Source organism: Kineococcus glutinatus, from assembly GCF_039542765.1.
Lineage (GTDB): Bacteria > Actinomycetota > Actinomycetes > Actinomycetales > Kineococcaceae > Kineococcus_A > Kineococcus_A glutinatus.
In genome coordinates this window covers 1-10,763 of sequence record NZ_BAABIL010000102.1, presented here as the reverse complement: position 1 = coordinate 10,763, position 10,763 = coordinate 1, and the positions used below count along the sequence as shown (strand labels likewise).

General features: G+C 76.6%; 13 protein-coding genes. 10 read left to right on the top strand and 3 right to left on the bottom strand.

The window, feature by feature from the left end; translation table 11 throughout:
• Positions 1-104: 104 nt before the first annotated feature.
• Positions 105-740, bottom strand: a complete 636-nt coding sequence (locus tag ABEB16_RS04635; protein WP_345711097.1) for a TetR/AcrR family transcriptional regulator — start codon at positions 738-740, stop codon at positions 105-107.
• Between the two features lie 81 nt (positions 741-821).
• On the opposite strand from ABEB16_RS04635, the gene ABEB16_RS04630 reads away from it, so the two are divergent.
• The gene (locus ABEB16_RS04630; RefSeq protein ID WP_345711096.1) at positions 822-2,078 is read left to right on the top strand and encodes an SRPBCC family protein; all 1,257 of its coding nucleotides are present in this window, start codon (positions 822-824) and stop codon (positions 2,076-2,078) included.
• A gap of 197 nt (positions 2,079-2,275) precedes the next feature.
• Positions 2,276-4,297, top strand: coding sequence for a SpoIIE family protein phosphatase (locus tag ABEB16_RS04625; RefSeq protein WP_345711095.1), 2,022 nt, complete (start codon positions 2,276-2,278; stop codon positions 4,295-4,297).
• A gap of 29 nt (positions 4,298-4,326) precedes the next feature.
• Here the strand turns inward: ABEB16_RS04625 and ABEB16_RS04620 are convergent, their stop codons facing one another.
• Entirely contained in the window at positions 4,327-4,824 is a 498-nt protein-coding gene (locus tag ABEB16_RS04620; RefSeq protein WP_345711094.1) for an HIT family protein, read from the bottom strand.
• A 95-nt stretch (positions 4,825-4,919) separates the two neighbouring features.
• Between ABEB16_RS04620 and ABEB16_RS04615 the strand changes: the two genes are divergently transcribed.
• The 5 genes from ABEB16_RS04615 to ABEB16_RS04595 all read left to right on the top strand — a co-directional run bounded on the left by ABEB16_RS04615 (position 4,920) and on the right by ABEB16_RS04595 (position 8,047).
• Entirely contained in the window at positions 4,920-5,510 is a 591-nt protein-coding gene (locus ABEB16_RS04615; RefSeq protein WP_345711093.1) for a GNAT family N-acetyltransferase, read from the top strand.
• 53 nt (positions 5,511-5,563) lie between these two features.
• Positions 5,564-5,989 carry a helix-turn-helix transcriptional regulator gene (locus ABEB16_RS04610; protein ID WP_345711092.1) on the top strand — a complete coding sequence of 142 codons (426 nt, stop codon included), beginning with the start codon at positions 5,564-5,566 and terminating at the stop codon, positions 5,987-5,989.
• Between the two features lie 5 nt (positions 5,990-5,994).
• On the top strand, positions 5,995-6,408 hold the full coding sequence (locus ABEB16_RS04605) for a VOC family protein (RefSeq protein ID WP_345711091.1): 414 nt from the start codon (positions 5,995-5,997) through the stop codon (positions 6,406-6,408).
• Between the two features lie 69 nt (positions 6,409-6,477).
• The gene (locus ABEB16_RS04600; RefSeq protein ID WP_345711090.1) at positions 6,478-7,305 is read left to right on the top strand and encodes a nucleotidyltransferase family protein; all 828 of its coding nucleotides are present in this window, start codon (positions 6,478-6,480) and stop codon (positions 7,303-7,305) included.
• Positions 7,306-7,360: 55 nt separating this feature from the next.
• The gene (locus tag ABEB16_RS04595; protein WP_345711089.1) at positions 7,361-8,047 is read left to right on the top strand and encodes a class I SAM-dependent methyltransferase; all 687 of its coding nucleotides are present in this window, start codon (positions 7,361-7,363) and stop codon (positions 8,045-8,047) included.
• A 400-nt stretch (positions 8,048-8,447) separates the two neighbouring features.
• Here ABEB16_RS04595 and ABEB16_RS04590 read toward each other — a convergent pair whose 3' ends face one another.
• On the bottom strand, positions 8,448-9,113 hold the full coding sequence (locus tag ABEB16_RS04590; protein WP_345711088.1) for a hypothetical protein: 666 nt from the start codon (positions 9,111-9,113) through the stop codon (positions 8,448-8,450).
• Positions 9,114-9,203: 90 nt separating this feature from the next.
• Between ABEB16_RS04590 and ABEB16_RS04585 the strand changes: the two genes are divergently transcribed.
• From ABEB16_RS04585 to ABEB16_RS04575, 3 genes are all read left to right on the top strand, one after another.
• Positions 9,204-9,764, top strand: a complete 561-nt coding sequence (locus ABEB16_RS04585) for a MarR family winged helix-turn-helix transcriptional regulator (RefSeq protein WP_345711087.1) — start codon at positions 9,204-9,206, stop codon at positions 9,762-9,764.
• 56 nt (positions 9,765-9,820) lie between these two features.
• Positions 9,821-10,471, top strand: coding sequence for a uridine kinase family protein (locus tag ABEB16_RS04580; protein ID WP_345711086.1), 651 nt, complete (start codon positions 9,821-9,823; stop codon positions 10,469-10,471).
• 92 nt (positions 10,472-10,563) lie between these two features.
• The coding region (locus tag ABEB16_RS04575; RefSeq protein WP_345711085.1) for a hypothetical protein at positions 10,564-10,763 on the top strand (200 nt) is incomplete at its 3' end.

Here is a 10,763-nt window from a genome sequence, read left to right as displayed (position 1 = left end):
GGGTAGGGCGGGAGTCGCGCGAGCCGGGCCCGGCGTCCGGTCCCCGCCCCGGACCGGTGGTCGTCGCAACCGCACCTCGCCGCCGGGCAGCAGGGTGCACCCCCTCACCCCAGCAGCAGCCGCTCCAGGGTGTCGGCGACCCAGTCCGCGTACGCCGGCACCGTCCAGCCGCGCTGCCCGACGAGCATGTCGATCACCTGCGGGCTGAGCACCGTCCAGAGCACGTCGGCGGCCCCGGCGGCGTCGAGGCCGGGCCGCAGCGCCGCGGCGAAGGTCGCGGCGATGCGCGCGAAGTCCTCGTGGCGGCGCTGCTCGTACTCCCGCCACGCCGGCGCGACGGCCGGGTCGGCCGCGGCGGCCTGCTGGAAGGCGCGGAACACCGGCACGACCGGTTCCAGGCCCTCGACCACCGCCTCGCGCAGCAGGGCCAGCTTCTGCCGGGGATCGTCGGCCTGCAGCACGCGAGCCAGCGGGGGCCGTTCCAGCAGCGGGACCGGCTCGTCGTCGCCGGCGATCGCCCGGTCGACGACGGCGAGCAGCAGCGCGGCCTTGCCGCCCTGGGCGTGGACCGTCTCGACGGAGACCCCGGCCTCGGCGGCGATGGCGCGCATGGTCGTCGCGGCGTAGCCGTCGGTGCAGAACAACCGCCGGGCCGCGTCGAGGACGGCGGCCCGTGTCCGGCGCGCCTGCTCCTGGCGGAGGGTGGAGCGGTAGGGCCTTGACGTCGGCTCCGGGTTCACTACAGTCATGGTGTCCTCACTCCAGTCGAGCTGTGACGAATATGGTAGCAGCCGGGTGAGGCTCCGGCGAGGAGGCCGACCATGACCACGACCACCGCTCCCGCGAGCACCCCGGGGACCGCCGACCGGCGGCCGCGGCTGCTCAACCCCGGCGGTTCGACCTCCCGGGTCGTCGCCGCGGACGCGCGGGCCCTCTACGCCCTCGTCGCCGACGTGACCCGCACCGGGGAGTGGAGCCCGGAGTGCCGCTCCTGCACCTGGCTCGACGACGCGGGCCGTCGGGCGCGGCGGCGGGTGGACGAGGTCCGGCCCGGCGCGCGCTTCCGGGGCACCAGCCGCTGGGGGCTGGCGCGCTGGTCACGCACCTGCGAGGTCGTGTCCGCCGAGCCCGGCCGGGAGTTCGCCTTCCGCACCGTGCCGCACGGGGGCGCCGACGACGCGACGGTGTGGCGCTACCGCTTCGAGCCGGTGCCCGGCGGAACCCTCGTCACCGAGTCCTACGAGATCACCCGGGGCCTGCCCCCGCTGGCCGAGCGCATCGCCGCGACCCTGCTGCCGCACCACCGCGACATGCGCCCGCACATGGCCACCACCCTGGCGCGGCTGGCCGCCGTCGCCGAGCGGGGCCCGGACGCCGACCAGCTCCGGCTGCCCGGGCAGGCCGCCGCACCGGCGGGGCCCGTCGACGTGGCCGGCATGTACGTCATGCACCACGCCCTGCGGCGCGACCTGACCGCCTTCGCCGCCGCCGCAGCCGCCACCCCGCTGCACGAGCGCGCCACCTGGCGGGCGCTGGCGCGGCGCTGGGGCCGCTTCGCCCACGTCCTCCACAACCACCACACCGCCGAGGACGAGGGCCTCTGGCCGGTCCTCGTCGAGCGCACCGCCGCCGCCGGGGACACCGCGGGCCTGGCGACGCTGGAGGCGATGGAGGCCGAGCACGCGCGGATCGACCCGCTGCTGGCGGCCTGCGCCACCGGGTTCGACGCGCTCGCCGCGCGCGCCGACGAGCGGGCCCACCGCGACCTCGTCACCGGGCTGCGCCGGGCGCAGCAGGAGCTCGGGAACCACCTCGGGCACGAGGAGCGCGACGCGATGGCGCTCGTGCAGGCCCACCTGTCCCCCGCCGACTGGAAGCGGTTCGAGGTGGAGCACGCCGCCGCCGGCTACCGGCTGCGCGACATCCCGTTCGGCGCGTGCTGGGCGATGCACGAACTGCCCGCCCGGGGCCGGCGGTTCTTCGACGACCAGCCGGTCCCGCGCCTGCTGCACCGGCTGCTGCACCGCTGGTTCGAGCGCGGCGAGCGCCGGGCGTTCCGCCACGCCACGGGTGCCTGAGCGCCGCGGCCGTGCGCGGGGGTTCCCGGCCGGACCGGTCCGGGGGCGGACGCGGCGCCCGCTCGCTACCGTCGGACCTCGTGGTCGAAGCAGGTCGGGCACGCGGACCGAGGCCGACGGGGGTCAGGTACCACGATGACGGACCAGCCGCCCACGCCAGCCCCTCCCACCGCGCCCGGCGCCGGCCGGAGCCGCCGGTGAGCGAGGTGGGAGCGGGTGGGGGCGGTCTGCACGAGCCGGACCTGCCCCTCGACGAGGGTGTCGGCAGCGACCGCGTGCGCTCGGCCGCCTTCCACCAGCTGCCCTGGTACGCCATCGCCTACGAGGGCCCCGAGCACCGGGTCGTGGCCCTCAACGCCCAGATCCTGCGCGTCCTCGGCGGGTTCGACCCGCTCGGCCTGCGCGCCGCCGACGTCCTCGTCGGCACCGAAGGCCAGGGGATCATCGAGATCTACGACCGCGCCTACGCCGGCGAGCAGGCGCTGCTCACGCGGATGCGCCTGGCCGTGGCGACGCCGCACGGGCACCAGGAGGAGATCGTCCTCGACTTCGAGGTCAGCCCGTTCCGGGACCGGCACGGCGACATCGTCGGGATCCTCGGCGTCGGCCGCGACGTCACGGCCGCCGTGCGCCGCGAGGAGGCCGACGCCGCGGCGGCGGCCGAGCTGGGCCGGCGCTACCGGCGCGCGACGGACGTGGTGGCGGAGGTCCAGCGCGCGCTGCTGCCGGCCCGGCTGCCGGTGCTGCCGTCGGTGGAGCTGGCGGCCGGCTACGTCGTCGCTGACGCCGAGCAGGCCGCCGGCGGGGACTGGTTCGACGTCCTGCCCCGCCCGGACGGCTCGGTGGCCGCGGTGGTCGGTGACGTCGTCGGGCACGGGGTGGCGGCCTCGGCGGTGATGGCGCAGCTGCGGGCGGTGGCCCTGGAGCGCCTGCACGCCGGGGCGGACCCGACCGAGGTGGTCACCGCGCTGGACCGCTTCACGCAGGTGGTGCCCGCGGCCCGCTCGGCGACGGTGTGCGTGCTCGTGCTGGACCCGCGCACCGGGACCTTCGACCACTGCTCGGCCGGGCACCCGCCGCCGCTGGTCGTCGACGTCGGCGGGGGCAGCCGCTTCCTGGACCCCAGCGGCGCCCCACCCCTGCACGACCCCGTGCGGGACGCCGCCGAGCGCACCGCCCGGCGCGACACGCTCGGCCCCGGTGAGCTGGTGCTGCTGTACACCGACGGGATCGTCGAACGCCCCGGCGTGCCGGCCACCGCCGGGACCGTCGAGCTGGCGCAGGTGGCCGCCGCGGCCGCCGCCGACCGGCTGATGCCGGTGTTCACCCTGCCCTCGGCGGTGGACCGGACCACCGCGCAGACGCTGGAGCGGCTGACCCGCGTCACCGGCTCCGGCGACGACATCACGCTGCTGGCGCTGCAGCCCACCGCCCCGCTGGCGGACCTGCACCTGCGCCGGCACCTGACCCGGGCCGGCCTGCCCGCGCTGCGGGCCGAGCTGCGCGCGTGGCTGGGCGGCGGGCGGGTCGCCGCCCAGGCCGTCGACCAGCTCGACGAGATCGTCGGCGAGTTGTGCGAGAACGTCGTCGAGCACGCCTACGGCCACACCCGGCGGGACGGGCACGGGGGCGGTGGCGGGGCGCCCCGCGGGGACGGTGGCGGCCCGGTCGGCCTCGACGCCCGGCTCGACGAGCTCGGCACGATCACGCTGTGCGTCAGCGACGAGGGTCGCTGGCGTCCTCCGCCCGCGCCCGCCGTCGGCCGCGGTCTGGGGCTGGCCATCGTCGAGGACCTCGCCGAGGACGTGCGGATCGACCCCTCACCGCACGGCACGAGGGTCACCGTCGGGTTCCGGCCGTGGACGTTCCCCCACAGCGGCGATCCGCGGCCCGCGCGCGTGGTGCCCGAGCTGTTCGACGTCTACACCGCGCACCACGCGGACCGGTCGGTCCTGACGGTGCGCGGACCGGTCGACGCCGCGAACGTGCCCGAGCTCGACGCCGAACTGGCGCTGGCCGTCGTGCCCGGGGCCCCGCCGCTGACGGTGGACCTGGCGCAGGTCACCGTGCTCTCCAGCGCGGCGCTGCACGTGGTGCGCCACCGCCTGGCGCAGGCGCGGTCGGCCGGTGTGGACGCGCACGTGGTGAGCGGTCCCGGCACGGTCGCCCACCACGTCCTGGCCCTGGTCGGCCTGGACACCCGCACCGGCCCGGCGTAGACCTCGCCCCGGCCTCCCGTCCCGGCCGGTCAGCCCGGCCCGTCGCCCGGCACGTCGTCCTCGTCGCCCGCCCGGGCGTCCTCCCAGCCCGCGGCCAGCTCGACCACCAGCTGCTCCAGGTCGGCGGCCGGCACCCTCGGCGCGCCCGGCCAGGTGCCCCAGTCCGACCACGCGATGTCCGTGGGCGTGCCCGGGTGGCGCACGAAGACGTGCTGGTGGAAGTGCTGCACCGCCATTCCCACGATCATCGTGAAGACGTACTCCGTGGCGAACCGCGCCGACAGCACCCGCGCGCCCGTCCACGCCGCCTCCGCGACCGCGCCCATCTCCGCGCGGGTCAGCAGCTGCCAGCGGTCCACGTGCCGGCGGCTCTCCACGAACAGGTAGCCGGCCACGCCGCGGCCGCCGGGGTCACCGGCCGGCCGGTGGGTGACGACGACGAGCTCGTCCTCCCACACGATCGGCCCGGCCAGCGGCCCCAGGCCCTGGTGCTTGGCGCAGATCGCGCAGTTCGCGGCGGTGCTCACCCCCCCCACGCTAGAGCGCGGGCGCGGGGTCGTCAGCGCGGCGGGCGGCCCCCGGTCGGCGGCGGTGCCCGCGCAGCGCCTGGCACGCTGGCGGCATGACGGGCAGCCACCCCACCGACCCGCTCGCGGCCGTCGCGTGGCCGCTGCGCACCGAGCGGCTGCTGGTCCGCCGGGCCGAGGCCGCCGACGCGGACACCACGTGGGGCTACCGGCACCTGGCGGAGGTCGCCCGGTGGGTGGGGGTGCAGCCGGCGGACCGCGCGCGGTGGCGCGACCTGCTGGCCGAGCGGCTGCACCGCACGCTGGTCGTCGAGCTCGGCGGGCGGGTCGTCGGCGACCTGATGGTGAGGATCGAGGACGGCTGGGCCCAGCACGAGTGCGCGGGGCGGGCCCGCGGCGTGCAGGCCGAGCTGGGCTGGGCGCTGGACCCCGCCTTCGGTGGCCGCGGGTACGCCACCGAGGCCGTGCGGGAGCTGCTGCGCGCGTGCTTCGAGGACCTGGGCCTGCGCAGGGTGACGGCGAGCGCGTTCGCCGCGAACGAGGCGTCCTGCCGGTTGATGGAGCGGGTGGGCATGCGCTGCGAGCTGCGGGGCGTGCGCGACTCCCTGCACCGGGACCTGGGCTGGGTCGACGGGGTCGGCTACGCCCTGCTGGCCGAGGAGTGGCACGGGCGGCAGCCGGCCTGACCCCGGCACCGGGGCCCGGTGGTGCTGTCGGACGGGCGTGCCAGGGTGGTCGCGTGACGCTGGACGACCTCGTGCGGCTGCGCCGGGCCCGCGACCGGGTGGACCGGGAGTACGCCGAGCCGCTCGACGTGCCGGCGCTGGCGCGCACGGCGCTGATGTCGCCGGGGCACTTCTCCCGCAGCTTCCGCGCCGCCTTCGGCGAGACGCCCTACGGCTACCTGATGACGCGCCGGGTGGAGCGGGCCAAGGCGCTGCTGCGCCGGGGGGACCTGACGGTCACCGAGGTCTGCGTGGCGGTGGGGTGCACGTCGCTGGGTTCGTTCAGCGCGCGGTTCAGCGAGCTGGTCGGAGAGAGCCCGAGCGCCTACCGGGACCGCTGCCACGACGGGGGCGCCACCATCCCGGCCTGCATCGCCCGGCGGTACACCCGACCGGTCAGGAACGGAGAAGCCCGCCCCGCCACCGCGCCCGTAGCGTGACGGGCATGGGCATCGAACTCTCGCAGTGTTTCATCGCCGTCGACGACCACGACAAGGCGCTCGCGTTCTACCGCGACGTCCTCGGCCTGGAGGTGCGCAACGACGTCGCCTTCGAGGGCATGCGCTGGGTGACCGTCGGGTCCCCGTCGCAGCCGGGCGTGGAGATCGTCCTGGAGCCGCCCCTGGCGGACCCGAACGCCTCCCCCGCCGACCGGGCGGCCATGGCCGAACTGCTGGCCAAGGGTCTGCTGCGCGGCGTCATCTTCACCACCGACGACTGCGACGCCACCTTCGAGCGCATCCGCGCCGCCGGCGGGGAAGTGCTGCAGGAACCGGTCGACCAGCCGTACGGCGTGCGCGACTGCGCCTTCCGCGACCCCAGCGGCAACATGCTGCGCTTCAACCAGCCCCGCGGGTAGCGGCCTCCCCCGGCCCGCGCGCGGGAAACTCCCCCGCGGATCGCGCGCCCGCACTGACATGCTGGCCGGGTGATCGGGGATGCGCGGTTGCGGGAGATCGCGGAGCGGCTCGTCCGGGTCCCTGGCGTGCAGGCCGTCGCACTGGGCGGCAGCCGGGCCCGTGGCGACCACACGCCGGCCTCCGACGTGGACCTGGGGCTCTACTACCGCCCGCCGCTGGACGTCGCCGCGCTGGGCGAGCTCGCCCGCGAGGTCGCCGGCCCCGACGCGCAGGTGGGCGCGCCGGGGGCCTGGGGGCCGTGGGTCGACGGCGGCGGCTGGCTGAGCGTCGACGGCACCGCGGTGGACTGGATCTACCGCGACCTGGACCGCGTGCAGCACAGCTGGCGGCAGGCGCAGCGCGGTGAGCTGGTCTGGCACGCGCAGGCCGGCCACCCGCTGGGGGTTCCCGGTTTCGCCTACGCCGGCGAGGTGGCGCTGGCCGTCGTGCTGGCCGACCCCGGCGGTGAGCTGACGCGGCTGCAGCGCGCGGCCCGCGAGTACCCGCCGCGGTTGCGCGAGGCGGTCGTCGGTTCGCTGTGGGAGGCCGCCTTCCTGGTGGGCGGTGCCCGCAAGGCGGCTCCCCGCGGGGACGGCGCCTACGTGGCCGGTTGCCTGTTCCGCGCGGTCCTGCTGTGCGCCCACGCGGTGCACGCCCACGCCGGCCGGTGGGTGGTCAACGAGAAGGGCGCGGTCGCGGCCGCGGGGCGGCTGCCCGCGGCGCCGGAGGGGTTCGCCGAGCGCGCCCAGGCCGTGTTCGGTTCCCTCGGCGCGGATCCGCGGGGGCTGCAGGCGGCCCTGGACGCCGCCGAGCGGCTGGTGGCGGACACCGAGCGGACCTGCGCACCGGGCCGCTAGGCTCGACCTCCCACCCGCAGGTCCGACGAGCGGACAGAGCACCTGGGAGCGACCCGTGCAGGGCGACCCGCGACCCGACGCACCGAGGTCCCCGGAGAACGAGGCCATCGGGCTCTACTACGACGACTTCGCTCCCGCGTACGTGCCGGGGTGGCGTTCCCTGCAGCACTACGGCTCCCTCGTCGCGGACTTCCTGCTGCGCACCGTGACCCCCGAGTGCCGGGTGCTCGACGTCGGGTGCGGGCCGGGGCAGCTGACGAGGAACCTCGCCCCGGACGTCTCCGTCACCGGCGTCGACCTGTCACCGCGGATGCTCGCGGTCGCGCGCACCGAGCGGCCCGGGGGCCGGTACGAGCAGCACGACTTCCACGACCCGCTGCCGGGCGGCTGGGGACGTTTCGACGTCGTCGTCGCCGTGGGGTGCCTGGAGTTCTGCCGCGACCTCACCGCGACGCTGCGAAACCTCGCCGACGCGTGCGCGCCCGGGGCGCGGCTGCTGGTGGGCGTCGTCGAAGACCGCACCGCGCGGGAGCCCGGTCACTCCCGGCGCGCGTTCTCCGAGGACGGCCTGCCGGGGGTCGACATGCACTGCTACGACGCCACCGCGCAGCTGGCCGCGGTCACGGCCGCGGGGTTGTCCCCGTGGTCGTACCGGTTCGTCCCGGCCTGGCGGCACGAGGAGTACTCCTACGTCGTGCAGTACGGGTTGTGGGAACTGCGCAAGGACGCGCCGCGCCCGTGACGGGCGTCACGGGCGCGGCGCGGCGAGCGGTGTCACACCCGGCGCTGCCGCACCGTCCGACGGGCATGACAGCGAACTCGCGCCGGGCCCTGCTGTGGGTCCTCGTCGTCCTGGGTCTCTACGTGGGGATCTGGGCGGGGTTCTTCCCGGCCTCCTTCCACGCGTCCTTCCCCGGGCCGTTCAGCTCCTGGGTCGCCCTGGACGGGCCGTACAGCGAGCACCTCGTCCGTGACGTCGGGGCCTTCAACCTGGCCCTCGCGGCGGCCGGCGCGGCGGCCACCCGGTACCGCGCCGCCGGTCCGGGCCGCGTGGTGGGGATCGCGTGGGTCGTGTTCTCGGTGCCGCACCTGGCCTACCACCTGGGGCACCTGGGGCACCTGGGTGCCGTGGACGCCGTCGCTCAGGTCGTCTCCCTCGCCGTCCCGCTCGCGGTGGCCCTGCCCCTGCTGCTGCCCGTCCGCGGAAGCACGCCGACCGGTGCGGTGCGCAGGAGCCAGGCGGCGAGCCAGGCGACCCCGGCGGCCAGCACGAGCAGCCCGAGGTCGAGGACGAGTTCGGGGACGAACGCGCGCAGCGCGACGGGCACCGACCCCGCGGCGTAGAGCGCCAGGGCGCCGCGCGGCGGGATCGCGGTGCGCGCCAGGGTGGCCGTGAAACCCAGGGAGCCGACGAGGAAGAGGACGGAGGCGGTGGTGAGGGCGACGCCGAGCGGGCCGGCGCGCAGCTCGGTGATCTGCGCGGGGTCGAGCCGGGAGAAGACGAGGTTGATGACGAACTCCACGCCGACGAGGGCCCCGAGCGCGACGTAGTTCACGGCGGAGGCGATCCGGCCGAGCAGGCCGATCCGGGAGGCGCAGACGAGGTAGAGGCCCGTGACGAGGGCGAGGGCGAACACCTCGCCCAGCGGGGCGACGAGCTGGGTGAAGGGCGTGGTCGGGACGAGCTGCGCGCGCTTGGCGGCGTTGACCACGAGCACGGCGGCGGCGAGGAGACCGGCGATCCCGGCGGCTCCGTGCAGGGGCGGCAGCGGGGGCGCGGTGGTGGTCGGGGCGAGGGTCGTGGACACGGGTACCTCCAGGGCGGGGACCGGAAACCAACTCATGCACTCTCGCACCGATCAATGCGATATCGCAACACCCGTCGTTATGCTGTCCCCGTGCCCGGCCCGAAGAACGTGCTCGTCGACATCTGGCTGCTGTCCTGCGTGTCCACCGCGCTGGTCGCGGAGGAACTGGCCGAGCACCCGCTGTCCGTCGACGAGTTCGCCCTCTACGGCCTGATCAGCGACCTCGGGCCCGTGACGGCCACCCAGCTGTCCCAGTGGACGGGCACGTCCGCGACCACGCTGTCGGCGATGCTGCGCCGCTGCCAGGCCCGCGGGGAACTCGCCCGCACCCCCAACGCCGCCGACCGGCGCAGCGTGTTCGTGGAGCTCACCGACCAGGGCCGCGCGGTGTACCGGGCGGCGCTGCCGGCGCTGGCCCGCGCGCTGGAACGCCTGCAGCGCGACGAGCCCCCGGCCGAGGAGGCGCGGTACGTGCTGCAGCAGGTGGACGGCGCGGTCCGCGACGCGCTGGGGCTGCCCGCGAGGCCGTACCGCGTCGAGGCACCGGGGTTCGCCGCGGACGACGCCGAAACCCCGCTGACCCCGGCGCAGGCGGCGGAGGTCCGCGCGTTCGCGGCGTGGATCCGCCACCGCGACGCCACCGGCGGCTGAGAACCCCTCGCGCACGCGGCGCCCCGGCGGGAGCATGGCGCCGGAGGAGGTGCAGGATGCAGCCGGAGCACGGGGAACCCGCGGCCGGGCCGTGGCAGGTGGTACCCGTCGACGACCTCGTCGAGCGGCTGCACGGCGGAACCGTCACCGGCAGGCCGCGCATCGTGGCCATCGACGGGCGCGGCGGGGCCGGCAAGAGCACGTTCGCCCGGCTCCTGCAGGAGCGCGTGCCGGGGTCGGCGGTGGTGCACACCGACGACGTCGCCTGGCACCACGCCTTCTTCGACTGGGCCGGGGTGCTGACCGAGCACGTCCTGCAGCCGCTGCGCCGGGGCGAGGCCGTCGACTTCCGCCCGCCGCCGTGGGTGCAGCGGGGCCGCCCGGGCTCGATCGCGGTGCCCGCCGGGCTGCGGGCGGTGTGGGTGGAGGGCACCGGCGTGCTGCGCCGGGAGCTGGCGCCGCTGCTGGACGCGTCGGTGTGGGTGCAGGTGGACCGGCTCGAGGCCGAGCGCCGGCTGCTGGAACGCGACGGCGACTCCCCCGAGCAGCTCCGGCACGTCGCGGAGTGGTTGCGCGAGGAGCACCCGTTCCTGCTGCGGGAGGAACCGTGGAAGCACGCCGACGTCGTGCTCGCCGGCAGCCCGGTCCTGCAGCACGACCCCGCCACGCAGGTGGTGGTCGCACTCCCCGTCACCGGCCGGGCCTGAGCGCGGGCAGCCCCGCCGGCCGGCGCCGGGTGTAACGGCGACGACATGGAGGGGTGTGGCGGCTCAGCGGGAGCCGCCGGAGGAGAGCTGTGATGACCGGACGGGACGAGCAGCGCCTGGACGGGCTGCTGCGCGAGGCGGACCCGGCTCCGCTGGACGCGGCGACCGCCGAGGCCGTGTACGAGCGGGCCTGGGCGGCGGTCCGGGCCGGCATGGCGGACCGGCCGCGCCACGACGACGGCGCACGGGTGGCCGCGCGGCGGCCGGACGTCCTCGCCGACGCCGACGCCGC